Here is a 22,924-nt window from a genome sequence, read left to right as displayed (position 1 = left end):
ACGGAAAGCCAGGGAAGGTCTGCCTGGGCAACCTCTCACGATCCGAAGGTCACCGAACAGTGCCCCCTGCGGCTGCGCTCCGCGCTCATGCCCCGGCTCGCGCCCGGCCTCAGGACAGACGTACCTCGCCCAACGGGCGCGCGTACGTCACCGTCTCACGGTCCACCACGAACCCGACCTGCTCGTAGAACCCCAGCGCACCGCTCGGGTTGGCCGTGTCCACGGTCAGTGACGCCGTGTCGTACCCGGCGTCGCGGGCCGCACCGAGGAACTCGGCCAGCAGCGCCGGTGCCGCGCCCCGGCCGCGCCAGGCCCGCCGGGTCCCGAGGTGGCCGACATGGCAGTCCCGGAGGCCCGTCGCGGCCGTCTCCGCCTCGCTCTCCTCCGCGAGGAGGTACGCCACCACCTCGTCGCCCGACACCAGCAGCCGGGACATCTCGGGCCTGGCCCAACCGGCTCCCGTGAGCCAGGTGCGCCAGTCGGACCTGTCGAGCCGGACGAAGTTCCAGTGGTCGCGGAAGGCGTCGTTGTGCGCGAGCCGGGTGGCCTCGTCGTACTCCGTCCCGTACGGAACGAGCCGGGTGCCCTCGGGGGCCGGGCGGGGCTCCGGCCGCTCTCCGCCCAGCGGCTGCTTCATCAGGAACCACCAACGGGTCGGTACGAAGCCGCACTTCGCGGTCAGCTTCGCCAGCCCCTCGTCACCGGCCTTCCCGTCCAGCAGCAGCTCGCCCTCCAGGGCGGACAGCTCCGGGTCCGCCGCGTGCCGCGCCGCGGCCCCGGCCTCCAGCCAGCCGACGAGCCGGGTTCCGATGCCGCGCCGCCGCCAGTCGGGGTGCACCGCGGCGTCCCCCTCGAAGCGTGCCGCGTCCACGGCGCCGTGCGGCGTGTGCAGCACCGCGTACGCCACCAGCCGAGGCCCGTCCCACCACCCCAGGGTGTCCCGCGCCGGGTCGAGCTTGGGGTCGTCCAGCACCGCGGCGAGCTCCTCCGCGTCGACGTGCGCACCGACCCGGTCGACCCGCTCGACCGCCTCGTGGAGCTCCAGCCAGGCGGAGACCGCCTCCTTGCTCAGTGGCCGGGCCTCCAGGCCATCCGCCGCGTCCTGTCCTCGCACGTCCATGTCCCGCCTCATCGCTCGTCCCGCTTGTCGGTCGTCCCGCGTGCCGCTGTCCGCCCCGGGAGCAGCGTGTCGCCGCAGCCCGCCCTGCCGGACTCGAACTCCCGCCGGTCGAGGCGGTTCGCGTGGTCCTGGGCCCAGCCGCGCACCGCTTCGATGCGGCGCTCGTCGCGCACGGCGTCGTGGCGGAGCCAGTCGCCGTGCGTGCCCCTGAGCGTCAGGGGCACGTAGCCGTGGGCGGTCAGTGCCTCCCGGGTGAGGCCGGTCCTGCGACCCCACGCGCTGTGCACGTGGATGAACTCGGGGCGCGCCTCGCGCAGTACGTGGTCGCGGACCCGTGCGGTGTCGTGGCCGGCGTGGGCGTCGGCGAGGCGGCGGTCGGTGAGTCCGGCGATGTCCAGGGCCGTCAGCCGGGTGGTGAGGAGGGTGCCGCCCAGGTCGGGCAGCGCCAACGTGGCCTCGTCCAGGCCCAGTTGGTCCGCGTAGGTGTTGAAGGTCTCCCCGTAGCGCTCGGCCACGTGGCACATCGGGACGGTCGGGTGGGCTTCGAAGCGGGTGTCCGCGCCCTGCCGTCCGGCGGCGGAGAGTGCGAGCGCGACGACCGTGGTGGCGGCCAGTACGGGGCGCCCTCGGGCGGGGACCGCAGGCCAGGCCGCGACCAGGGCGAGCCCGGCCGCCAGCGCGCCCACCGACCACACGGGGGTGGCGAAGCGGTACATCGTCATCCAGTCGGGGGCGAGCGCCCCGTACACGCCGAGTGCGAGCGCGAGGGGGACGAGGACGGCCGCCACCGCCCGGCGGGCCCGGCCGGGACGGCTGAGGGCCAGGCCGGTGCACCCGACGAGTACCAGTACCAGCAGCCAGCCCGCGTACGTCAACAGCTCGCCGGTGCGCGCGAGTTCGGCGAGCGAGGGTGCGCCCTGCGACTTCGCGACGGCCGTGTTCGGCACCCAGCGCCCGAAGGTCTCGTGCCGCCAGAGCAGGAAGGAGCCGTACGGCACGGCGAACGCGGCGAGCGACGCGGCGGCGGAGCGGGCGGTGCGGCCCCATGCCGTACGGCGGGCGAACAGCAGCAGCACCACCGGATACGCCAGCACGTAGGCCGCCCCGTCCGGGCGGGTCAGCGCCGCCAGCAGGGCGAGCAGCCCGGCGGCCGTCGCGGTGCGCCCGGCGAGCAGGGTGCCCCTGGCCGCGGCCCTGGCCAGTACGGCGGCGAGCACGGACACGGCCAGCGCGTACAGGGGGTTCTCCAGACCGGAGAACAGCCAGATCACGAAGGAGAAGTTGCCCGCGGCCGCCGCTCCCGCGAGGAGCGTCACGGCGGGGACGGCGAGCGGCCGGTCCGGGAAGGCGGCGCGTGCGGTCGCGGTCACGGCGACCAGGATCCCGGCCACGCAGAGCAGCGCGAGGAGCTTGGGGTACCAGACCAGGTCGGCGACGCCCGCCAGGGTCGTACCGCTGTCGAAGAGGCCGAGGCGGCGGCCGAGGACGAGGAGGGCCAGCCAGGAGGGGTTGGAGTACCCCTCGACCGGTTCGGCGCCGTGCTGCTGGACCGGGCCGTACCCCTCGTCGATGCTGCGCGCGTACGCGAAGGTGATCGCCGCGTCGTCGATGAGCCAGTGCCCGAGCCGCGCCGCCTGTACGGCCGTGCCGACGGTGCCGAGCACGACGGCCGCCCCCTCGGCGAACCGGAGGCGGAGACGGCGGGAGGCGGCGGGCGCGGGCGGGGCGGGGGACGTGCTCGGCGGCGGAGGGGCGTCGGGTCGCTCCAAGAGCGCCGGATAAGTTCCAATCACACCGGAAAGCTATGGTATCAGGCACTTCGGGGTGGCCACTGACGGGCCCGGCGGGCGGAGCCGGCCCGCGAGCCGTCCACGTAAAGGGGCCATTCGGGCGCATTCACTACCCGGCCGGACGCTTCCCGCTCGCCGGACTGACGAGACGTCAGCAGATTACGGGCAGCGAAGTTTCGGAGTTCTGGAGTGACGACGGAGGAGTGGTGACGACGGTGCACACGGTCCTTGGCGGATTCGGCAGTACGGGGCTCAGAGTGGCGGGGGTGACCTGGCTCGCCGCCGGCGCCGTGCTCCTGCCGCTGGGCGCGCCCGGCCCGGCGGCCGCAGCGGAGCCGCCCACACCTCAGGCGGTGCGGGCGGATCCGCTGCCCGGCGGGCTCGGTCCCTGCGTGCCGGGCGACTGCCCGGATCCGTACCCGCCGATCAACAACGGCGCCATCGCCGGTTACGACAACGGCATCAACGTCTTCGCCGGCGGCGACTTCCGGGTGCGCGGCAAGGCGGCCGAGGCGGAGGGGCGGGTCGTCGTGCTCGGCTCGTTCGACATGAACAAGTCGCCCGAGGGCAGCCAGATCTACAACGTGGGCGTCGCGGGCGTCGGTTCCCGCGTCCCGCCGCCCGTCGGCGCGGACTACCTCGTCACCGGCGGCGCCGTCACCATCGCCGCCGGTCAGCGTCTCATCGCGGAGGACGGCGTGGTCCGGCACGCCGGTCCGCTCACCGGCACGGTCGTCGGCACCAAGACCCTCGACCCCGCCGCGGCCGTTCCGTACGCCGGGCTGCGCAAGGAACTGTCCGACGCGAGCCAGTGCTACGCCGACGGGGACACCGGTATGCGCCCGGCCACCGGCACCTCGGTCAACCAGGGCGGCCAGACCGTCTTCACCGGCGACGGCACCTCCGCCCTCCAGGTCTTCAACGCCGACTTCGACCTGACGTCGGCCAACGGCGGCCAGCAGGGCATCGTCTTCAACAACATCCCGGCCGGGGCGACCATCCTGGTCAACGTCCTCGGCACGAACCGCACCATCAACACGTACAGCGGCGGCATCGACGACACCACCGACGCGCTGAACGGGATCCGCGACCGGCTGCTGTGGAACTTCCCCGACGCCACGGCCGTGGATCTCAAGGGCACCGGCCAGTTCCAGGGCAGCGTGCTCATCGGCAACCAGACCTCGGAGACGTCCGTATCGCTGCCGGGCGTCAACGGGCGCTTCTTCACCACCGGTTCGCTCACCCACCAGAGCTCGGCTTCCGGCGGCGGAGGGCAGGAGTTCCACGCGTACCCCTTCAACGGCGACCTGCCCACCTGCGGCAAGCCCGCGCCGCTCAAGGGCGATCTCAAGATCATCAAGCAGGACGAGGCGACCGGCGCACCGCTGGCGGGCGCCGTCTTCCAGCTCTGGCGCGAGGCCAACGGTGTCCCCGGCCTCCAGACCTCCGGCATGCGCCCCGACCGGCGCCGCGGCAAGCCGTGCACCACCGACGCACAGGGCGGGTGCCGCGGAACAGGAAGGGTCGGCTACTCCTACTACTGGCAGGAGACCAAGGCCCCGGCGGGCTACGACCTGCCGGACCCCAACGTCTACGGGCCGTTCGACGTCACCGACCCGCTCCCCCGGCCCGGCATCACCACCGTCGTACGCAACAAGAAGACGGTGGTCCCCGAGGTCCGCGGGCGGCTCCAGGTGCGCAAGGTCGATGCCCGCACCGGACGCGGTCTGGCCCGTGCCGTCGTGGAACTGTGGCGGGAGAGCGGCCGCAGGCCCGGCCTCCAGACCTCGGGCCCGGACCGCGACCAGCAGATCGGCACGGGCTGCGCCACCGACGGCCGGGGCCGCTGCGACTTCGACAGGCTGCCGCTCGGCGCGTACTACGTGCGCGAGACCGTCGCCCCCGACGGCTACCGGCTGCCGCGCAACCCGGTCTCCGGACCGCACGCCGTGACCGGCTCGAACGCGGCCACCGGCGTCGTCGTACGGATGACCAACGAGGCGGAGACGAGGCCCAAGCCGAAGCGCTGAGCGCTCCGCTGGATGTGCCGCGAGGCGCCGTTGCTCATCTGCGGCGCCGTCGTGGCTGGTCGCGCAGTTCCCCGCGCCCCTATGGGGCGCCGCCTGCTCAGGCCCTGTGCACGATCTGACCGCCCGTCATGGTCAGGCGCACCGGCGCCTGGGCCACCTCGTCGGCGGGGGCCTCGACCGGGTCGAGGCCGAACGCCGTCAGGTCGGCGCGCAGGCCCGGTGCGATGCGGCCCGACACCTCCGCCTCCCCCGCCGCGACGGCCGCGTGCGTGGTGCAGCCTTCGAGTGCCATGAGGCCGGTGAGGGGCCGGCCGGCGGCGGCCGCGCCGAGCGGGTCACGGCCGGTCGCCAGGACCCGGCGGACGTCGTAGTCGGCGATCGGCCAGTCCGAGCCGAGCGCGACGAAGGCCCCCGCGTCCCGCAGGTCCCGGCAGCGCCAGGCCCGTCCGGCCCGTTCGCCGCCGAGGCGGCGCGACCATTCGTCGCTGTGGTCGGCCCTGGTGTACGCGGTGTGCGGGGGCTGCATCGACGCGATGACGCCGAGCCGGGCGAAACGCGGGATCGTGTCGTCCGGCACGGTCTCGATGTGTTCGACGCGGTGGCGCAGCCGCCCGCTCTCCCCCAGCGCCTCGACCGTGTCCAGGACGTGCCGGACGGCCGCGTCCCCGATGGCGTGGGTGGCGGTGCGTACCCCCGCCTCGTGCAGGGTGCGCACCGCCTCGCTGTAGGCGGCCGGGTCCGGCCAGAAGGCCTCGGTGCCCTGGCCGTGGCAGTCCGCGTGCTCCAGCCAGGCGGTGCCGCCCTCGACCGTGCCGTCCATGAAGAACTTCGCGCCCGCGACCTGCCACCGTCGTCCCGCCCGGCCCTGCAGCCGGATCAGCTCGTCGAGCGCGGCACGGTCGGCGCCGGGCATGCACCAGGGGGCAAGACGCAGCCGGACCGGCAGGTCGTCCTCCTGCTCGACCGCGGCGAGGAGGTCGGGGACGTCGCCGTCGCCGAGGTCCATGACGTGGGCGCCGGTGAGGCCGGTCGCCGCCATCCCGCCGAGCAGTTCGGTGAGGCGGGCACGGCGGTGGTCGTACGAGGTCCTGGGCATCACGGCGGTGACCAGGCCGCACGCGGCGTGCTCGACGAGGTGTCCGGTGGGCCGTCCGGACGCGTCGCAGACGACCTCGGCGTGCTGGGCGAACGTACGCGGCCCGGTGATTCCGGCGGCCGCCAGTGCGGCGCCGGTGGCGAGGGCGGAGTGTCCGTCGTACAGGCGCAGCAGGGCGGGTGCGCCGGACAGGGTCTCCTCGATGAGGGCCCGGTCGACGGGGCGGCCGCCGAAGGCGTTGTGGTCGAGCCCCCAGCCGATGACCCAGCCGTCGACGCGCTCCGCGCCCGCGAGTGCGGCCCGGAGCCCGTCGAGGTCCCGGACTCCGGTGAGGTCGAGTCCCGCGGTGAGTTCCAGCCCCCAGACCGGGTGGCTGTGCGCGTCGACGAGCCCGGGGGTGAGGGTGGCACCTGCCAGGTCGACGACCTCGGTGCCGGGCCCGCGCCAGTGCGGTACGTCGTGCGCGTCGCCGACGGCGAGGACCAGCCCGTCCCGCACGGCCACCGCGGTCGCGAACGGCCGGGCGGGATCGAGGGTACGGACCTTGGCTCCGGTCAGGACGGTGCTGGGGGCAGAGGTCATGGCGGGTCTCCAGCGTTGTGCGGTAGGGGAGTTGGGGGTGGGATGCGGTGTCGGCGGGCAGGGCGCCGCCCTACTCGTCCGTGTCCGCGGCGAAGGACGCGTACACCTCGGGCCGGGTCCGCCGGAGCCGGAGGGCGAGGGCGACGCCGACCAGGAAGACCGCGGGCACCAGCGAGACGAGGACCACGTTGACGGCTGTCGGGGCCCTGGTCATCAGCTCGATCTTCGAGACCGAGAGGTACATCGCCCCGGTCAGCAGCACGGCGGCGACGACCGGCGCGACCACCGTGCGCAGCCGTCCCTCCCGGTGCGGGATCCGCCGGAAGCAGCAGGGGACGGCGATCGCGGCGAGGAGCTGCAGCGCCAGCAGGGCCAGCGCGCCGGGGGTGTTCACCCACAGCAGGAGCTCGGTGTACGGGTCGGCGCCCGCGGCCGCGAAGGCGAGCACCACCACCGCGCCGAGCCCGGTCTGCAGGAAGCCCGCGTGGTACGGGGAGCGGTGGCGCGGGTGCACCCGGCCGAGCCCGGCGGGCAGTACGCCCTCTTCCGCCAGGGCGAGTACGTACCGGTTGATCGCGTTGTGGAAGGCGAGCAGCGACGCCAGGATGCTGGTGATGATCAAGAGGTGCATCAGGGTCGCGGCCCATCCGCCGACGTACCGCGTGATGGCCGTGAAGAACAGCGTTCCGGGGTCGGCGGCCACGGCGCGCACGACACCGTCCTGGCCGAACGCCTGGATGACGATCCAGACGGTGAAGGCGTAGAAGACGCCCAGGAATCCGACCGCGAGGTAGGTGGCGCGGGGGACGGTGCGGCCCGGGTCACGGGCCTCGCGCCGGTAGATCGTGGTGGACTCGAAGCCGGTGAAGGCCCCGAACGCGAAGGCGAGCACCACCGCGAGGCCGGGGACGAAGACGTGCTGCGGCGTGAAGCCGTCGAACGAGAAGCCGTGCGCGCCGCCCTTGAGCAGGACCGCACCTGCGAGCAGGACGAGGATGCCGGTCTCGGCGGCGAGCAGCACGCCCAGGAGCTTGGCCCCGAAGTCGATGGAGCGGAAGCCGCCGTACCAGACCACCACCATGCCGACCAGGGAGATCGGCAGCCACGGCAGCTGGATCCCCCACAGGGCCCGCGCGGTGTCGGAGGTGGCCGAGCCGAGCAGCCCGTAGACGCCGATCGCCATCCCGTTGTAGCCGACGAGCGCGAGGAGCGCGGCGCCGAGGCCGACGGGGCGGCCGAGGCCGCGGGTGATGTACGAGTAGAAGGCGCCGCTGCCGCGGACATGACGGGTCATCGTGGTGAAGCCGACGGCGAACAGCGCCAGCGTCAGCCCGGCCAGGAGGTATCCGACGGGCGCGCCGACACCGCCCAGCAGGATCACGAGGGGGGCGACTCCGGCCATCACGGTGAGCGGGGCGGCCGCGGAGACGACGAAGAAGGCGATGTCCACGGTGCCAAGGCTGCCGCGCAGGGTGGGGGCGTGCGGGGGGTCCGCGTCGGCGGGCGGCGTGGCGGGACCGGCAGGGGATTCGGGCATACGGGAGGAGCCCTTCCGCGGCAGAAAACCTAAAGGCTGATGGTTTCGGCAATGTAGCCTCCTGCCAGGGCAGTCGGGAAGACCTTCCGACGCCGGGAAAACAGGAACGACGGAAACAGGAACGACGGGACGCACAGGGCCATGGGACGACCACGCACACCGCTGCTCGACCGCGAGCGCATCACCCTGGCTGCTCTCGAACTCGTCGCGGCGCAGGGGGACTTCAGCGTTCCGCAGATCGCCCGCAGCCTCGGAGTGCAGACGGCCTCCGTGTACCACCACGTGGAAGGCCGGGCCGGGGTCATCGAGCTGATGCGCGAGCACGTCTCCTACGCCATCGACGACGCCGCCCTCGACCTGCCCGCGTGGGACGAGGCCCTGATGGTCTGGGCCCGCTCCTACCTGGCCGCCTGGGCCACCCACCCCCGGGTCATCCCGCTCGTGATGACGACGCCCATCCGCGCCCCGAGAGTGCTGGCCCACTACGAACGCGCGGTACGCCGCCTCCTGGCCGAGGGTTTCCCGCTCCCCGACGTACTCGTGCTGATCACGGCCCTGGAGAACCTGGTGCTCGGCTCGGCACTCGACCTGGCCGCACCCGACCTGATGTGGGAACTCGCCGACCGCGGCGCCACCCCGCAGCTCGCCCGCGCGCTGGAAGCGCTGGACGGCCGCCGGGCGGACCTCGCGTTCGAGCTGGCGCTGGAGGCGTTCATCGAACGGTGCCGGGTCATGCGGGGGTGACGGCCGGGGCCACCGCACCCATCCGTTCGAACGCGGTGGGGGTCGGCCGTCGGCGCAGGAAGTCCTTGATCTCCCGGGCGCACTCGGCCGGGCTCGCGCTGCCGGTGTCGCACTCGATGTCGTAGACGCCGTGGGCGTGGACGCGGTCGAACTGGTGGGCGGCCAGCCCGGCCGGCCGGTCGCCACGCGCCCGCTCCCGGCGTTCCAGTTCCGGCAGCGGACAGCGCACTCCGACGAGGACGACGTCCCCGGGGGAGAACAGGGCCAGACAGTCGCGAAGACGCCACGGCTCGCTCAGGACGTGGTCCACGACGACGGTGTTGCCTGCCGCGGCCATGCCTGCGACCGCACGGTGAACCCGAGCCAGGTGCGCTTGAGCACGACCCGCAGCTGATCCGGTGTCAGCTCGGGCCCCGACCGCATGGCGTGGAACGCGTCCACGGGCATGTGGAACGACGGCTCGTCGAGGGCCGCGGTGAGTTCCCTGGCGATGCTCGACTTGCCCGAACTGGACGTGCCGTTCAAGAAGATGACCAGCCCGCCGGCCGCCGCCCCGCCGGATTCCGCTTCGGCTTCCGCCGGACCGGTCGACTCACGTTCCTCTGTGCCGGTCGACCCACGTTCCGCTGGACCGGTCAACTCACGTTCCGCTGGACCGGTCAACTCACGCCCCTCCCCTGCCGATTGATCCACCGCGGCACCAGCCTACGGGCGCCGCTCGCCGTCGGCGCCCTCGGGGCCGGGGACGAGACCGGCGGCCGTCAGGCCGGCGAGCACCGCCCGGCCCAGGGCCTGCACGGCGGACTGGGGGCGGACCATCACGGTGAACTCCTTGATCAGGCCCGCCTCGTCGAAGTGGAGCAGGTCGATGCCGTGGATCTCCTTGCCGTCCACGGTGGCCCGGAAGAGCAGCACCTCCGACGGGGCCTCCTCGCCGTCCGTGCTGGTCTCGGAAGCGCCCTCGAAGTGCCCGACGTAGCGGAAGTCCTCGAAGGTGCGCAGCAGCACGCCGAACAGCCCCAGGACCATGGGCCTGCCCTCGAAGGGGGTGAACTTCACCGGGCTGTAGAGACGGACGTCCTCGGTGAACAGGTCGTCCAGCGCGGCGAGTTCACCCTTCTCCACTGCGGCGCGGAAACGCTCGGCAGCCTCCATGACTCCTCCTCGTACTCACTCGCACTCACTCATTACTCAAGAATGCGACTAGTCAGATTCTTGAGTATGGTGCCGTGTCGGACGACGAAAAGGAAGGGGCTGCTCCGATGGCCTTGCGACATGCCGTGCTGGCGGCGCTGCTGGACGGCGAGTACAGCGGGTACCAGCTGGCGAAGGCGTTCGACGTGGGCGTCGCGAACTTCTGGCACGCCCTGCCCCAGCAGCTGTACGCCGAGCTGACCAAGCTGGAGAAGGAAGGGCTGGTCGCGGGCCGGCAGGTGATTCAGGAGACGCGGCCCAACAAGCGGCTGTTCCGGGTCACCGACGCGGGCCGGGCCGAGCTGGAGAGGTTCGCCGCGGCCGTGGCGAAGCCCTCGTTCATCCGCGACGATCTGCTCGTCAAGGTCCAGGTCGCCGACCGCATCGGCACCGCCCCGGTGATCGAGCAGCTCCAGGAGCGGGCGTCCGCGGCGGAGGGCAAGATCGAACTCCTCGGCACGCTGCTGCGGCAGTTGCGCGGCGACGCCGACGAGGACGAATTCCTGCGCCGGGGCGAGCGGATCGGGCCGTATCTGACCTGCCTGCGCGGTCTCTCCTTCGAGCAGGAGCACCGGGACTGGTGCCTGCGGATCGCAGCCGTACTCAGGGAGAGGCAGTCGACCCGTGCCGAGCGGTGAGCACCTGCGCGACGGCGACGGCCCGCACGACGGGGACGACCAGCGCGACACCGACCGCCCGCACGACAAGGACGACCTGCACGACACCGACCGCCCGCACCACGCGGACGACCAGCGCGACACCGACCGCCCGCACGACAAGGACGACCCGCGTGACACCGACCGCCCGCACCACGCGGACGACCAGCGCGACACCGACCGCCCGCACGACAAGGACGACCAGCGCGACACCGACCGCCCGCACGACAGTGACGACCCGCGTGACACCGACCGCCCGCACGACAGTGACGACCCGCGTGACACCGACCGCCCGCACGACAGTGACGACCTGCGCGCGGGCGTGTACCTGCGCTACGTCGCGCTGGGCGACAGCCAGACCGAGGGGCTCGGTGACGGGGACGACACCGTCGGCCTGCGGGGCTTCGCCGATCGGCTCGCCGAGCGGCTCACGGCCGTCAACCCCGGGCTGCGGTACGCCAATCTGGCCGTCCGGGGCAAGGTCGCCGGCCAGGTGCGCGCCGAACAACTGGGGCCCGCCCTGGCGCTGCGCCCCGACCTTGTCACCGTGGTCGCCGGGGTCAACGACCTCCTCCGGCCCCGGTTCGACGCCGCGGCGGTGGCCGGGCAGTTGGAGGAGATGTTCGCCGCGCTCACGGCCGCCGGGGCCCATGTGGTGACCGTGACCTTTCCCGACGTGGGACAGCTCGTGCCCCTCGCCCGGCCCGTCAGGTCCCGCGTGTTCGACCTCAATGCCCATGTCCGGGCGGCGGCCGCCCGGCACGGGGTCACGGTCGCTGAAACCGGCCGCCAGGCGGTCACCGCCGACCCGCGGCTGTGGAGCGCGGACCGGCTCCACGCCGGTCCCCTCGGCCACGAGCGGATCGCCGCGGCCGTCGCCCACGCCATCCACCTGCCCGGCAGCGACGACTCCTGGACGCTGCCGCTGCCCCCGCGGCAAACCCCCGCGGGCCTGCGGGCCGCGGCAGCCGAACTGCGCTGGGCGGCCGCCTTCCTGGGCCCCTGGCTCGGCCGTCGGCTGCGCGGCCGGTCCTCGGGCGACGGCCGCACCGCCAAACGTCCCGGGCTGCTGCCCCTGAGCGCCGAGCCCGACGCCCCGGCGGACACCGGCGGACACCGGCCGACGGGAACTTCCGTAACGGATCTCAGCCTTTGACCGCTTCCGCGATCCGCAAGGCCGCCTCGGCGGGAGTGAGATGCGTGGTGTCGACGACCTCGGCCTCGTCGTGCAGCCAGGTGCGGGCCGCCTCGGCGTAGGGATCGAGGTGGTCGAGGCGGAACGACGAGATACCCATGGCGTCGTCCTTCTCGATGCGCCCGACGAGGGTCTCCCGGTCGGCGTGGAGGACGAAGTGCCGTACGGGGACGGAGTGCTGGGCGAGACCCGCACTGATCTCGCGCCAGTACTCCTCGACCAGGACCGTCATCGGCATCACCAGGGTGCCGCCGGTGTAGTCGAGCACGCGGCGGGCGGTCTCGACGACGAGCGGGCGCCAGGGCGGCCAGTGCTGGAAGTTGCCCGTCCAGGGCAGTCCGGGCTTGATGTCCATGAGCGTCTCGCCGACCTTCTCGGCGTCGAACACCCGTGAATCCGGAAGGAGTTGCTGCACGAGCGCACTGGTCGTCGTCTTGCCTGCACCATGGGTGCCGTTGAGCCATACAATCATGGGGCCCGATCCTAGGACCTGCCCGCCGGAGAGTCCTCGGCGGCGGACAGCTCCCGGCGACGGCCGGCCCACCGGAGGGACGACCGGAATCAGCCTCGTCCGCCGCCTCCTGTATTCGTACGGGTAGTCGCGGGTGCATACTCGGGGCATGGCCGACACCACCGTGAAGATCGACACCGAGACGCGTGACCGGTTCGCCACGATCGCCGCTGCGCGCGGACAGAGCGTGCGCGCCTATCTCGCCGAGCTCGCCGTGCAGGAGGAGAACCAGCTCGCACTGGGCCGCGCCACCGCCGCGTTCCGCGAGGCCGTCTCCCGGCCCGGCATCGCCGAGGCCTTCGACCGTGACTTCGGCGGCCTCCCGGCAGCCGTGCACCGCCCGCACCGGGCGGCCTGACCTTGGAACTGCACATCGACGTCCGCTGGCTCCTCGACCGGCAGGAAGAACTCCTCGGCAAGGAACTGGCCGTCCTCGACTACTCGGCCCTCGTCGCCGCGGTCGCCCGGCACCGCGTCAACACCCCGCAGCTGGCGGTGGGTTCACCGGACGCGTACTGGCGGGCCGCCGCACTGCTGGAGCAGATCGTGCTGCTGAGACCACTGCCGGCCCGCAACGAGTACTTCGGGTACGGGGTCGCCGTCGCCTACCTCCGCGCCTCCGGCGAGGAGCTGAGCACGGCGTACGAGCCGTGGCGCGACCTCGTCCGGGACATCCAGGCGCTGCGGGTGAGCGTCTTCGACGTCGCCGACCGGCTGCGCTCGCTCGGGTCGGCGTAGGAACCCTTTTCGGTTCCGGCGGGGAAGGGCTGCCGCGAATATTCGCCGTGCTGCAATTTCCGCCAACGATGGCGGAAAACGACGGATCGCTCCTACCCCTCCCCACCGGATGAACCGGTGGTCAGGTATTCCCGCTCCGGAATCGATACGCCCCATTTGGAGTGCAGATTCCGGGATATCCCAACCCGAGGCGGAACGCTTCCACACCGTGTACGCGCTGGCCGGAGCGGACCGCCAGGAACGATGATGCCGTACCCCTGTCGGTATTTCTTCGTACAGTTTCTCGGCATAATTTCCGTATGAATTTGTAGACTGACGGGAGTTCACATGCTCACGCGCGGGGAGAAAACCGCATGACCCACAAGATGGCCCTCCAGGCGCTGCTCAAGGGCCGCCGGGAACGCATCGACCCCGAATCCCACGGATTCGTCCGAACACCCAACCGGCAGGGCAGGCGCGCCCGCGGCCTGTCGCAGTCCCAGGTCGACCGGATACTGAACCGGGCTTCCGGCGTCTACCACCGCCTGGAGACCGGCACGTACACCAATCCCCCGCACGACCTCCTCGCCGACGTCGCCAAGCTCTTCCGCCTCGACGAGCAGGAGTGGGTGTCGCTGTGCCGTTACGCGCGCGCCTCCGATCCGCCGGGGCCGCTCTACCCCCGTTCCGGGAAGGAGGTCCCCGGTGCGTGGCAGGACGCCGTCGACGGGATGTCCCACATGGCGTACGTCACGGACTGCTCGTGGGAACTCCTCGCCCACAACGCTCCGTTCGCCAACCTGTTCCCGCACGGAGAGGCGCCCACGAACACGCTGCGCTGGATGCTGCTGGACCACAGCGCCCGTGACGTACTCGCCGACTGGGACACCGCCTGGGCACCCTTCGTGCTCCCCCAGCTCCGCACCGCGCTCGCCGCCCGCCCCCAGGACGAGGTCCTGCGGGCCATTGAGGCCGACGTCCTCGTCGACCCGGACACCGGCCCGCTGTACGAACAGTGCGTCGCCTACATCCATCCCGACGGTGACGAACGCCCGCTGCAACACCCCGAGTTGGGGCGCGGCTGGGTCACGATGTGCGCCGCCCAGCCGATGTCCGCACCCGGGGCCCGCATCATCGTGCTGGTCTACCGGCCAGGCGCGGAGCAGGCCGGCCGCCTCCCGGCGCTCCGCGCCGTCTGATCCGCACCGTCCGGTCCTTTTCCCCTCCCGGGGCCCGTCGCGGCCTCCGGGAGCTGCTCCACCCCCGAGGGAAAACCGAGTGACCGTCGCGTAGGTTGTGGCAACCCCAGCGCACACGCGCCCCTTCACCAGTGGGAGAAGCCATGACCGGCGCCTTCGTCAGCCGTCCCGCCGTGGTGATGGCCGACCATCGGGTCACCACCGAGCAGCTCCTGGAGGACATCCGCCACCGGTACGCCGATCACCCCCGACTCGGGGCGTTCCTGAGAGTGGTGGCGAACTGCGGGGTCACCACCCGCTATCTGACCCGCCCCCTGGACCACTCCAGCCTCAGCCGCGGAGCCTGTGTCCAGGAGCGGACGACCACCGCGTTCGGCGATGCGCTCGCCATGGCGGAGCAGGCCGCCCGCCGGGTCCTGGACTCCTACGGCCTGACACCCACGGACGTGGACGCTGTCATCACCAGCCACACCACGAGTTGGTCCATCCCCAACATGGACGTCCGCCTCACCAACGCCCTCGGTCTGCGCCCCGACGCCCGCCACCTCGCCATGACCACCCTGGCCTGCGCCGGCGGTGCACAGGCCCTGATCAGGGCCGCCGACATGGTGGCCGCCCGCCCGGGCAGCACCGTCCTGGTCGTCGTCACCGAGGCGATATCCAGCGTCTGCAGCAATCCCCACGACGTCAGCATCGAAGCGGTCATCTACCGGGCCCTGTTCGGCGACAGCGCAGGCGCCGTCCTCGTCACCAGCAGCCCCCTGGGGGCCGGCCTGCACATCGAGGACAGCTGGGAGTACACCCTCCCCGAGAGCACCGACCGCTACTTCGGCCGCCTCGACGGAACCGGCCTGCACTTCGACTCCACGAAGGCCGCGGTGCGCGCCGCAGGAGACGTGCTCCCCCACCTCCTGGAGTGGCTCGGCCCCCAGGACGTACCCGCCTGGGCCGTCGTCCACCCCGGCAGTCCGCGCATCATCACCGACGTCGCCGACGGCCTCGGCCTGGACCCTCAGGACACCCGCCACTCCCACACGTCCCTGGCCGAGAACGGCAACCTGGGCGGGATCGCGGTCCTGGACGTACTGCGCCGCACCCACGCCGAGCCCCCATCGGCCGGCGCCACCGGAGTACTGGCGGCCTTCGGCCCCGGCTTCAGCGCCGCGGCGGTCCGGGGCACCTGGCACGGTTAGGGCCCGTCCGGCGGACCGCCCCGGTTCACCCCTGGCCAGCAACGGGACGGCCGGAGTCAGGACGGCCGGGGTCAGGACGGCAGGGGTCAGGACGGCAGTCGCTTGACCAGGGAGTTGCGCAGGCCGGTGTGTTCGGTGGACATGAAGCGGTGCAGGTTGCGGGAGCCGAAGGCGGTGCGTTGGGCGCTGCGGCGGCGTTCCGAGTCGTACGTGCGCAGGGCGGCGCGCAGGCCCGTCCGGCCGTGTGCGGTGACGGCCCTGGTCAGGGAGTCCGCGTCGAGGATCGCCGTGCAGGCGCCCTGGCCCAGGTTGGGGGTCATGGCGTGCGCCGCGTCGCCGACGAGGGCGGTGTGCGTACGGGAGGGCGCTGCGGCCGGGGCGACGAAGGACGGGAGCGCCGGGTGGAGGTGGCGCATCTCGTAGCGGATCCAGGTGGCCGGGTCGGTCTCGGCGAGGATGCGCGGGATCGGGTCGTGCCAGCCCTCGAAGTACGCGCGCAGTTCGTCGGCGGTGGTGGCGCCCGGCACGGTGGCGTACCAGTTGGTGCGGCCCGGCTCGACGGGGGTCATGCCGAAGAAGCGGCCCCTGCCCCAGGTTTCGCCGTGGATGCCGCTCTCGAAGTCGGCGATGCCGATCCAGGCAGACGTCCCGATGTCCTTCGGGGCGCTGCGCGTGCCGAACGCGGCGGTGCGTACGGCGCTGCGGATTCCGTCGGCGCCGACCACCAGGTCGTTCCCGGCGGCCAGGGCCGCCAGGTCGCTGACGTTCTCGCCGAACTTGAGGGGCACGTCGCCGAAGGTCTCCAGTTCGGCGGCGAGCGCGTCGATCAAGTAGGGGCGGGAGACGAGGAGTTCGGGGCGTCCGGCCTTCCGCTCGATGCGTTCCAGGGGGAGGCTCGCCAGCACCTGCCCCTCGGGCGTGCGGATCCGGGCGCCCCGGTAGGGGACCGCGCGGGTGCGCAACACCTCGCCCACGCCGAGCCGTTCGAGTGCCGACTGCGCGGTGGGGTGGATGCCGAAGGCCGTGCCGTACCGCTCCAGTGCGTCACGGCGCTCCAGCACGGACACCGTCCAACCGGCGCGGCGCAGGCCGATCGCCGTCGCGAGTCCCCCGATCCCCGCCCCCACGACTACCGCTGTTCCCGCCATGTCGTCCGTCCTCCCGGATCGGTCCAGCGCCACCACAGGGACACTACACCTGTAGTATCACGGCTGTGACGGTGTCATCAAGAGACCAAGAGACCCCGAGCGCAGCTCAGCCCGTCGTCCAGGGCCGGAGCTTCTCGGGGTTCCGCACCGCCCAGCAGTGGGCGATCCGGTCGCCCACGACCTCGAACGCCACCACCCCCGTAACGGCCCCCTCGTGCTGAACCACCAGTCCGGGCCGCCCGTTGACCGAGCGCTCCAGAAGCGTCAGACCGGACACCGCGTCCATGAACGCGACCAGGTAGCGCGCGATCCGCTCGCCGCCGAAGAGCGGGGGCGCGGCGCCGACCAGGCCTCCGCCGTCCGCGATTCCCGTGGCGTCGGGGTCGAGCAGGCCGATGAGGGCGTCGATGTCCTTGGCCTCCCAGGCCCGCTTGAAGTCCTTGACGACGTCGGCATGTTGGGCTGCCGGGGCCTCCTGCGGCGTACGCGCGTCCCGGATCCGGCGGCGGGCCGAAGAGGCCAGCTGGCGGCACGCCGCCGGGGTCCGGCCGACGATGTCGGCCACTTCGGCGAAGGAGTAGCGGAACACGTCGTGCAGCACGAACGCGACACGCTCGGCCGGGGTCATCGCTTCGAGCACCACGAGGAACGCCATGCTGACCGACTCGTCGAGGGTGACCCGGTCGGCCGGGTCGGCCGGGTCGTCGCCCGACCGCCCGCCGAGCCACTCCGTACGGTCGGGCAGCGGCTCCGGGATCCACTCGCCCACATAGCGCTCGCGCCTGGCCCTGGCCGAGCCGAGCAGGTCGAGGCAGATGCGGCCGGCCACCGTGGTCAGCCAGCCACCCGGTGATTCGACGGCCTCCTGCCGGCTGCGGGACATGGCGTACCAGCGGGCGTACGTCTCCTGGACGACGTCCTCGGCATCGGCCAGGGAGCCGAGGAGCCGGTACGCGAGATTGGTCAGCTGACGGCGCTCGCTCATGACCGCGTCCAGGCCCGGGGCGGGCACGCCGTCCCCGGCCACGTACTGGATGTCCTGGCTCCGCATGGTGTCGCTGCTCCTTCGGCCGTGTCCGACTGTCATCACCAGTACGACGGAACAGGCCCCCGGAATGTGAGGTGCGGCGGCCGCCTCACATTCCGCGGGGCTGCGTCGTCGTAGTGCTGGAACGGACACCGCGGGACGAGAACCGTCCCCTCCGCTCGGGCAACCGCCCAGTACACGAAGGAGATCCACCACCATGCAGCACACCACGCAGGCCCGTCTCGACCTCCTCTCCAACGAGATCGCACTCAAGTCCCTCAAGCACATCGTCGCGGCGGCCAAGCCGATAGTGGACTCGGCGCTGTCGCCCACGACCCGGGAGCTGGTACTGCTCCGGGTCAGCCAGATCAACGGCTGCGGCTACTGCGTCGACATGCACACCAAGGACGCCACCGCGGCCGGGGAGACCCCGATCCGCCTCCACCTGGTCGCGGCCTGGCGGGAGGCCTCGGTGTACACCGAGGCCGAGCGGGCCGCCCTGGAGCTGGCGGAGGAGGGCACCAGGATCGCCGATGCGGCCGGTGGCGTCAGCGACGAGGTGTGGGCGAACGCGGCCAAGCACTACGACGAGGACCAGCTCGCAGCCCTGATCACGCTCATCTCCCTCATCAACGCCCTCAACCGGATGAACGTCATCGTCCAGCGGCCCGCGGGCGACTACCAGCCCGGCCAGCACGGCTGACGGAGCCCGTTCCCGTCGGTGGCGCCGTCAGCGGTTCTTGCGGGCGCGGAAGGCGGCGGCCTTCGTACGGTTCTGGCAGGCGGTGGAGCAGAACTGGCGGGCGGCGTTGCGCGAGGTGTCCGCGTACACCCGGTCGCAGCGTTCGGCCTGGCAGACGCCGAGCCGTCCGGCGAGGCCGCCGCCGACCACGAGTGCCAGGGCCGTGGCACAGCTCGCCCCGACACCGGAAGCGAACGAGTCGTTGGCACCGTGGAAGTGCAGGTGCCACACCCCGCCCCCGTCCTCGCCCGCACCCTCGACCCGGTCCAGGCGGGGCCGGGCCGCGGTGTCGCGCAGGAGGTGATTGACGGCCTCGGCTGCGGCGTCCAACTCCCCTTCCTGGACGGCCCGGAAGACCTCGCGCATCCGCCGGGCGGTTCCCGCCAGACGCTCCGCCTGGGCCTCGTCGACGGCGCGCGGCAATGACGCCGACCCGGTGTGCGGCATCGCGGCGTCGACCGCCGCGGGCAGCTCGGCGCCTCGGGGCGCGGTGTAGTCGCGGCCGCGTGCCGCGCCGTCGGTGAGTGCGTTCACGAGCGATACGGCATGGTCCAGCCGGATCGCCACGTGACTGTCGAACATCACTTGACCAGTCACCCCTTCGGTACTAGTTTCCATGACTGACGTTACTGCATTCGACAGTCACGCGTAAACAGCTGCGCGCGTGCACGGCCGCACACCCGTGCACCGTGCACCGCCGCACACGAGGGGGCGGCATGCCGCGGACCGTATGGCTCTTGGTGGTGGCACGGGCGATCAACCGGCTGGGCGCCTTCTCACTGCCGTTCCTGACCGTCCTGATCAGCACCGAGTACGGCGCGAGCGCCACCACCGCGGGGGTGCTCTCGGCCGCCTTCGGCCTCGCGACGATCCCGTCCCGGCTGGCCGGCGGCCGACTGGCGGCCCGGATCGGACGCCGCCGTACGATCGTGCTCGGCCTGACCGGCTGCGGCCTCGCCCAGCTGGGCATCGCCGGGGCCGAATCCCTGGGCGCGGTCGCGGTGTTCGCGGTCCTGCTCGGCCTGCTCTTCGAGCTGTACGAACCGCCGAGCCAGGCCATGATCGCCGACGCCGTCGGCCCCGCCGAGCGGGTGCGTGCGTACGGCCTGCTCAACGCCGCGCTCGCCGTCGGCGGAACCGGCGCCGGGCTGATCGCGGCGAGCGTGGGCCGCTGGGACCTGCGCTGGCTGTTCGTCGTCGACGCGCTCACCTGTCTGATCTGCGCGGTGGTCATGCGCCTCGTACTCCCGGCCGACCGCCCCCGACCCACGGCCGGACCCTCCCGCTCCACGGCCGGGCCCGCCCACTCCACGGCCGGGCCCGCCCACTCCACGACCGGCCGCCGTCCCGAGCACGGTGATCCCGTCCACCCCTGGCGGGACCGCGCCCTGTGGGCGATGTTCGTCCCCGGCACGGTCTTCGCCCTGGTCGCCATGCAGGTCATGATGGCCCTGCCGCTGACCCTCGAAAGCCGCGGCTTCGCACCCGCCGACGCCGGGCTCCTCTTCACCACCTCGGCACTGACCGTCGTCGCCGCCCAGCCGGCCCTGCGGCTGCGCCGCCCGGCGGCCCTCTCGCCGTCGCGGGCCCTCGCCCTCGGTTACGCCCTGATGGCCGTCGGCCTCACCTGGTACGCCGTGGCGCAGAGCCTGCCGTCCTTCGCACTGGCCACCGTCGTCTGGAGCCTGGGCGACGCTTTCGTCATGGCCAGGGCCCTCGGTGTGGTCGCGGATCTGGCCCCCTCGAACGGGACCGACCGCTATCTCGCGGCGTACGGAATCATCTGGGGCATCGCGACCGTGACCGCCCCCGTCACCGCGACCCAGCTGCTCGCCCATGCGGGCGCCACCTTGCTGTGGGCGACCACCGCCGCCCTCTGCCTCGCCCTCGTGGTGTCCCAACTCCTCGTGGTGGGGCCCCTGTTGGCGAAGCAGTCGGCGGCGGCCGATCGACGGTGCGCCGACCACCGGCCCGCCGGTCGGGACCGCGCGACCGACGGCACATCGCGTGACGCACCTCCCGTTCCGCGGGGCACGCCCCGGGGTTAGGGTCGGCCCCATGGTCAACCGCATGTTCCCCGGTGGCGCCGAGCTGTTCCGGCTCGGCAGCCGGGTGACGCACCTCAACCACGGTTCCTTCGGGGCCGTCCCGGTGCCCGTCGCCGACGCCCAGCGGCGGCTGGCGGCCGAGGCCGCCGCCGACCCGGACTCCTTCTTCATCGGCGTGGCCGACCGGGTCGCCCGCGCCAGGTCCCGTATCGCGACCGGTCTGGGCACCGACCCCGAGGGCGCGGCGCTCGTCGCCAACGCCACCGAGGCCGCACACCTCGCCCTCGACGCGCTGCGGCTGACGCCCGACGACGAGGTCCTGGTGACCGACCACGGCTACGGCACTGTCGTCGCGGCCGCCGCCCGCCGGGCCCGCGTCGTCACCGTCGCCCTCGGCCCGGGGCTGCCTGACGAGGAGGCGGTGCGCAAGGCGGTGCTCGCCGGTCTCACGCCGCGCACCCGGGTCGCCCTGCTCGACCAGATCAGCTCCCCCACCGCCCGGTTCATCGCGACCCCGGCCCTCCTCGCCGACCTGAGGGAGCGGGGCGTGGTCACCGTCGTCGACGGTGCGCACGCTCCCGGCACACTGGCCGAACCCCTGGCGGGGGAGCCCGACTTCTGGTTCGGGAACCTGCACAAGTGGGCGTACGCGCCGCCGGGCAGCGCCCTTCTCGCGGTGGCACCCGCCCACCGGGACCGGGTGCCCGCACCTGTCCCCTCCTGGGAGGACGACCGCGGCTTCCCGCGCTCGGTCGAGTACCGGGCGACCGTCGACTACACGGGCTGGCTCGCCGCCCCCGACGGCCTCGATCTGCTCGCGCACCTCGGCCCCGCGCGCGTACGCGACCACAACAGCGCCCTGGCCGACCACGGGGCCGGACTCCTCGCGTGCCTCCCCGGCGTGACCCCGCTCGCCGCCGACCAGCGGCTCCCGATGCGCTCACTGCGCCTGCCACCGGCCTTCGCCCGGACTCCGGCGGAGGCCGCCGCCCTGCGCGAGGAGATCGCGGCCCGGCTGGGCTTCCGGGTGCTGATCTGGCCCTGGCCCGGCGGGGGCGGCATCCGGATCAGCGGGCAGATCTACAACGCGCCCGAGGAGTACGAGCGCCTGGCGGCGGCACTGGGGCCCCTGCTGGACGGGCGCTGACCTGGCTCTGCTGGACGGGCGCTGACCTGGCTCTGCTGGACGGGCGCTGACCTGGCCCGGCTGGAAGGCCGCCGTTCGGTCAGGCGGACGCCCCTCGCGTGGGCTTGGCGTGCGCCAGGAGGAACTCGGTCGCCCGCGCGATGGCCTCGGCAGCGGTGCTGCCCACCGCGTCGGACTCCTCCTCGCGCAGGTCCGCCCCGGTGGCGGCGTACCACCAGGCGTCGGCGTCCGGGTCGTGGTGAATGACGGCGGTGCCGCCCGCGTAGCTGAGGGGGACGGACTCGCCGGCGGACTTCTTGACCACCGCGTGCGGCCACTTGAGCCGGGCCGACTGGCGCTTCAATCCGCCCCAGGCCGCGCCCAGTTGGCCGTAGCTGGCGCCGCTGCGGCCCGCCACGGTGGCGGCGCTCTCCGCCAGCCGGTCGACGGACAGCTTGGCTTCGTACAGCGCCCGCAGCATCGCCAGTTGCACATCCGGGGCGGCCATGAGTGCGGCGTCGAAGGGCTTTCCCGCGGTGCGGTAGGCCAGCGCACGCGTCGAGATCCCTTCGGCGAGGGCACGGACCGCGTCGAGCACCTTGTCGTCCATGGCGAACGAGTCGGCCTCGGTGGGCTCGCTCCAGGCGGGCTCCACCTGGGTCGTCACGGTGGCCCAGAAGTTCTCGTCGTTCTTGTCGGGGGTGGGGATCGCCGTCATGTCATCCATGCGACAAGCGTACCTGTCACCGACACTTCTTGACAAGAAAAACTGTCACGACTGTCACGGGGGCGGGACACCAGGTGGCGGCGGTGGCGGTGGCGGGAAGGCCGGTCGGAGCGGGGCCCGCCGCCCCCGCGGGGGCGGCGGCGGGGCCGTGTCAGGAGGTGGCGGAGGCCCCCACTCGCGGCTCCGCCGAGGTGGCGGGGTGCCCGGGGGCGGCGGAGTGCACGGAGGCGGCGGCTGGGGCGGCGGTACGTACGGCTCCTCCGCCGGCAGCAGCGGCCGGCCCGCCCGCAGCCGCTCGATGGACAGCTCGGCACGGCGGCGGGCGTTCGGGGCGTCGTCGCGCTCGCAGACGGCCCGGTAGCCGATGCGGGGGACGAACTCCATGACGTCCAGCCGGTAGCCGAGGGCGCGGACCATCTCCTCGACCCGCCCTCGGTCGACGTCGCCGAGGTGCATCTCGATGCGGCCACGGCCGTCGAGGTGCGCGATCATCTCGTGTTCCTCCACCTGACCCCTTCCTCGGTCTCTCGGTCTCTCGGCCT

At 72.7% G+C, this 22,924-nt stretch carries 22 protein-coding genes and 1 pseudogene; 11 read left to right on the top strand and 12 right to left on the bottom strand.

Going from position 1 to position 22,924, the window contains the following annotated elements:
- Nucleotides 1-109: 109 nt before the first annotated feature.
- A complete protein-coding gene (locus tag ACH4SP_RS09600) occupies nt 110-1,120 on the bottom strand; it encodes a GNAT family N-acetyltransferase (RefSeq protein WP_398412308.1) in 1,011 nt (336 codons plus the stop codon).
- A gap of 8 nt (nt 1,121-1,128) precedes the next feature.
- A complete protein-coding gene (locus ACH4SP_RS09595) occupies nt 1,129-2,889 on the bottom strand; it encodes a hypothetical protein (protein WP_398412305.1) in 1,761 nt (586 codons plus the stop codon).
- A gap of 227 nt (nt 2,890-3,116) precedes the next feature.
- On the opposite strand from ACH4SP_RS09595, the gene ACH4SP_RS09590 reads away from it, so the two are divergent.
- The gene (locus tag ACH4SP_RS09590; protein WP_398412302.1) at nt 3,117-4,940 is read left to right on the top strand and encodes a choice-of-anchor A family protein; all 1,824 of its coding nucleotides are present in this window, start codon (nt 3,117-3,119) and stop codon (nt 4,938-4,940) included.
- 97 nt (nt 4,941-5,037) lie between these two features.
- On the opposite strand, the gene ACH4SP_RS09585 is transcribed toward ACH4SP_RS09590, so the two are convergent.
- Together ACH4SP_RS09585 and ACH4SP_RS09580 are read right to left on the bottom strand one after the other, a co-directional pair.
- Complete coding sequence (locus ACH4SP_RS09585; RefSeq protein ID WP_398412299.1) at nt 5,038-6,618, bottom strand: amidohydrolase; 1,581 nt, start codon at nt 6,616-6,618, stop codon at nt 5,038-5,040.
- 70 nt (nt 6,619-6,688) lie between these two features.
- Complete coding sequence (locus tag ACH4SP_RS09580) at nt 6,689-8,155, bottom strand: APC family permease (protein ID WP_398412298.1); 1,467 nt, start codon at nt 8,153-8,155, stop codon at nt 6,689-6,691.
- Between the two features lie 141 nt (nt 8,156-8,296).
- Between ACH4SP_RS09580 and ACH4SP_RS09575 the strand changes: the two genes are divergently transcribed.
- Nucleotides 8,297-8,899, top strand: coding sequence for a TetR/AcrR family transcriptional regulator (locus ACH4SP_RS09575; protein ID WP_398412296.1), 603 nt, complete (start codon nt 8,297-8,299; stop codon nt 8,897-8,899).
- Here the strand turns inward: ACH4SP_RS09575 and ACH4SP_RS09570 are convergent.
- Nucleotides 8,886-9,436: pseudogene (locus ACH4SP_RS09570) on the bottom strand (chloramphenicol phosphotransferase CPT family protein). The gene ACH4SP_RS09575 and the pseudogene ACH4SP_RS09570 overlap by 14 nt on opposite strands.
- Nucleotides 9,437-9,604: 168 nt before the next feature.
- Entirely contained in the window at nt 9,605-10,054 is a 450-nt protein-coding gene (locus ACH4SP_RS09565; protein ID WP_398412292.1) for a nuclear transport factor 2 family protein, read from the bottom strand.
- Nucleotides 10,055-10,161: 107 nt separating this feature from the next.
- On the opposite strand from ACH4SP_RS09565, the gene ACH4SP_RS09560 reads away from it, so the two are divergent.
- Both ACH4SP_RS09560 and ACH4SP_RS09555 read left to right on the top strand, forming a co-directional pair.
- Nucleotides 10,162-10,731, top strand: a complete 570-nt coding sequence (locus ACH4SP_RS09560; RefSeq protein ID WP_398412289.1) for a PadR family transcriptional regulator — start codon at nt 10,162-10,164, stop codon at nt 10,729-10,731.
- Between the two features lie 328 nt (nt 10,732-11,059).
- Nucleotides 11,060-11,905 (top strand): SGNH/GDSL hydrolase family protein, encoded by an 846-nt coding sequence (locus ACH4SP_RS09555; RefSeq protein ID WP_398413502.1) that lies wholly within the window; start codon nt 11,060-11,062, stop codon nt 11,903-11,905.
- Here ACH4SP_RS09555 and ACH4SP_RS09550 read toward each other — a convergent pair.
- Nucleotides 11,895-12,416 (bottom strand): ATP-binding protein, encoded by a 522-nt coding sequence (locus ACH4SP_RS09550; RefSeq protein ID WP_398412287.1) that lies wholly within the window; start codon nt 12,414-12,416, stop codon nt 11,895-11,897. The two genes, ACH4SP_RS09555 and ACH4SP_RS09550, sit on opposite strands and share 11 nt — an antisense overlap.
- Before the next feature lie 148 nt (nt 12,417-12,564).
- Here ACH4SP_RS09550 and ACH4SP_RS09545 point away from each other — a divergent pair, with 148 nt between their 5' ends.
- The 4 genes from ACH4SP_RS09545 (at nt 12,565) to ACH4SP_RS09530 (ending at nt 15,564) form a co-directional block, all read left to right on the top strand.
- A complete protein-coding gene (locus ACH4SP_RS09545; RefSeq protein ID WP_398412285.1) occupies nt 12,565-12,813 on the top strand; it encodes an antitoxin MazE7 in 249 nt (82 codons plus the stop codon).
- A gap of 2 nt (nt 12,814-12,815) precedes the next feature.
- Complete coding sequence (locus tag ACH4SP_RS09540; protein ID WP_398412283.1) at nt 12,816-13,193, top strand: toxin Doc; 378 nt, start codon at nt 12,816-12,818, stop codon at nt 13,191-13,193.
- Between the two features lie 353 nt (nt 13,194-13,546).
- Nucleotides 13,547-14,371 carry an XRE family transcriptional regulator gene (locus tag ACH4SP_RS09535; RefSeq protein ID WP_398412281.1) on the top strand — a complete coding sequence of 275 codons (825 nt, stop codon included), beginning with the start codon at nt 13,547-13,549 and terminating at the stop codon, nt 14,369-14,371.
- Nucleotides 14,372-14,514: 143 nt separating this feature from the next.
- Nucleotides 14,515-15,564 (top strand): PhlD, encoded by a 1,050-nt coding sequence (locus ACH4SP_RS09530; protein WP_398412279.1) that lies wholly within the window; start codon nt 14,515-14,517, stop codon nt 15,562-15,564.
- An 86-nt stretch (nt 15,565-15,650) separates the two neighbouring features.
- Here ACH4SP_RS09530 and ACH4SP_RS09525 read toward each other — a convergent pair whose 3' ends face one another.
- Together ACH4SP_RS09525 and sigJ are read right to left on the bottom strand one after the other, a co-directional pair.
- Entirely contained in the window at nt 15,651-16,712 is a 1,062-nt protein-coding gene (locus ACH4SP_RS09525; protein WP_398412277.1) for an FAD-dependent oxidoreductase, read from the bottom strand.
- Between the two features lie 106 nt (nt 16,713-16,818).
- Complete coding sequence (gene sigJ, locus ACH4SP_RS09520; protein WP_398412275.1) at nt 16,819-17,763, bottom strand: RNA polymerase sigma factor SigJ; 945 nt, start codon at nt 17,761-17,763, stop codon at nt 16,819-16,821.
- A 193-nt stretch (nt 17,764-17,956) separates the two neighbouring features.
- Between sigJ and ACH4SP_RS09515 the strand changes: the two genes are divergently transcribed.
- The gene (locus ACH4SP_RS09515) at nt 17,957-18,442 is read left to right on the top strand and encodes a carboxymuconolactone decarboxylase family protein (RefSeq protein ID WP_398412273.1); all 486 of its coding nucleotides are present in this window, start codon (nt 17,957-17,959) and stop codon (nt 18,440-18,442) included.
- 27 nt (nt 18,443-18,469) lie between these two features.
- On the opposite strand, the gene ACH4SP_RS09510 is transcribed toward ACH4SP_RS09515, so the two are convergent.
- Nucleotides 18,470-19,063: a CGNR zinc finger domain-containing protein gene (locus ACH4SP_RS09510; RefSeq protein WP_398412271.1), complete on the bottom strand. Its 594-nt coding sequence runs from the start codon at nt 19,061-19,063 to the stop codon at nt 18,470-18,472.
- 134 nt (nt 19,064-19,197) lie between these two features.
- Here ACH4SP_RS09510 and ACH4SP_RS09505 point away from each other — a divergent pair, with 134 nt between their 5' ends.
- Both ACH4SP_RS09505 and ACH4SP_RS09500 read left to right on the top strand, forming a co-directional pair.
- Nucleotides 19,198-20,529, top strand: coding sequence for an MFS transporter (locus ACH4SP_RS09505; protein WP_398412269.1), 1,332 nt, complete (start codon nt 19,198-19,200; stop codon nt 20,527-20,529).
- A gap of 10 nt (nt 20,530-20,539) precedes the next feature.
- A complete protein-coding gene (locus ACH4SP_RS09500) occupies nt 20,540-21,676 on the top strand; it encodes an aminotransferase class V-fold PLP-dependent enzyme (RefSeq protein WP_398412267.1) in 1,137 nt (378 codons plus the stop codon).
- A gap of 79 nt (nt 21,677-21,755) precedes the next feature.
- Here the strand turns inward: ACH4SP_RS09500 and ACH4SP_RS09495 are convergent, their stop codons facing one another.
- Nucleotides 21,756-22,382: a hypothetical protein gene (locus tag ACH4SP_RS09495; protein WP_398412266.1), complete on the bottom strand. Its 627-nt coding sequence runs from the start codon at nt 22,380-22,382 to the stop codon at nt 21,756-21,758.
- Between the two features lie 54 nt (nt 22,383-22,436).
- Entirely contained in the window at nt 22,437-22,889 is a 453-nt protein-coding gene (locus ACH4SP_RS09490; RefSeq protein ID WP_398412264.1) for a hypothetical protein, read from the bottom strand.
- Nucleotides 22,890-22,924: the final 35 nt, after the last annotated feature.

The organism is Streptomyces sp. NPDC021093 (assembly GCF_044333135.1).
Lineage (GTDB): Bacteria > Actinomycetota > Actinomycetes > Streptomycetales > Streptomycetaceae > Streptomyces.
Note: the sequence above shows the minus strand (reverse complement) of the source record. Positions and strands in the feature narration are given on the sequence as shown.

Coding starts and splice junctions, on each gene's coding strand:
- ACH4SP_RS09600 (WP_398412308.1), bottom strand. CDS start 1,120: ATGGACGTGCGAGGACAGGACGCGGCGGATGGCCTGGAGGCCCGGCCA.
- ACH4SP_RS09585 (WP_398412299.1), bottom strand. CDS start 6,618: ATGACCTCTGCCCCCAGCACCGTCCTGACCGGAGCCAAGGTCCGTACC.
- ACH4SP_RS09580 (WP_398412298.1), bottom strand. CDS start 8,155: ATGCCCGAATCCCCTGCCGGTCCCGCCACGCCGCCCGCCGACGCGGAC.
- ACH4SP_RS09575 (WP_398412296.1), top strand. CDS start 8,297: ATGGGACGACCACGCACACCGCTGCTCGACCGCGAGCGCATCACCCTG.
- ACH4SP_RS09565 (WP_398412292.1), bottom strand. CDS start 10,054: ATGGAGGCTGCCGAGCGTTTCCGCGCCGCAGTGGAGAAGGGTGAACTC.
- ACH4SP_RS09560 (WP_398412289.1), top strand. CDS start 10,162: ATGGCCTTGCGACATGCCGTGCTGGCGGCGCTGCTGGACGGCGAGTAC.
- ACH4SP_RS09550 (WP_398412287.1), bottom strand. CDS start 12,416: ATGATTGTATGGCTCAACGGCACCCATGGTGCAGGCAAGACGACGACC.
- ACH4SP_RS09545 (WP_398412285.1), top strand. CDS start 12,565: ATGGCCGACACCACCGTGAAGATCGACACCGAGACGCGTGACCGGTTC.
- ACH4SP_RS09535 (WP_398412281.1), top strand. CDS start 13,547: ATGACCCACAAGATGGCCCTCCAGGCGCTGCTCAAGGGCCGCCGGGAA.
- ACH4SP_RS09530 (WP_398412279.1), top strand. CDS start 14,515: ATGACCGGCGCCTTCGTCAGCCGTCCCGCCGTGGTGATGGCCGACCAT.
- ACH4SP_RS09525 (WP_398412277.1), bottom strand. CDS start 16,712: ATGGCGGGAACAGCGGTAGTCGTGGGGGCGGGGATCGGGGGACTCGCG.
- sigJ (WP_398412275.1), bottom strand. CDS start 17,763: ATGCGGAGCCAGGACATCCAGTACGTGGCCGGGGACGGCGTGCCCGCC.
- ACH4SP_RS09515 (WP_398412273.1), top strand. CDS start 17,957: ATGCAGCACACCACGCAGGCCCGTCTCGACCTCCTCTCCAACGAGATC.
- ACH4SP_RS09510 (WP_398412271.1), bottom strand. CDS start 19,063: ATGTTCGACAGTCACGTGGCGATCCGGCTGGACCATGCCGTATCGCTC.
- ACH4SP_RS09505 (WP_398412269.1), top strand. CDS start 19,198: ATGCCGCGGACCGTATGGCTCTTGGTGGTGGCACGGGCGATCAACCGG.
- ACH4SP_RS09500 (WP_398412267.1), top strand. CDS start 20,540: ATGGTCAACCGCATGTTCCCCGGTGGCGCCGAGCTGTTCCGGCTCGGC.
- ACH4SP_RS09495 (WP_398412266.1), bottom strand. CDS start 22,382: ATGGATGACATGACGGCGATCCCCACCCCCGACAAGAACGACGAGAAC.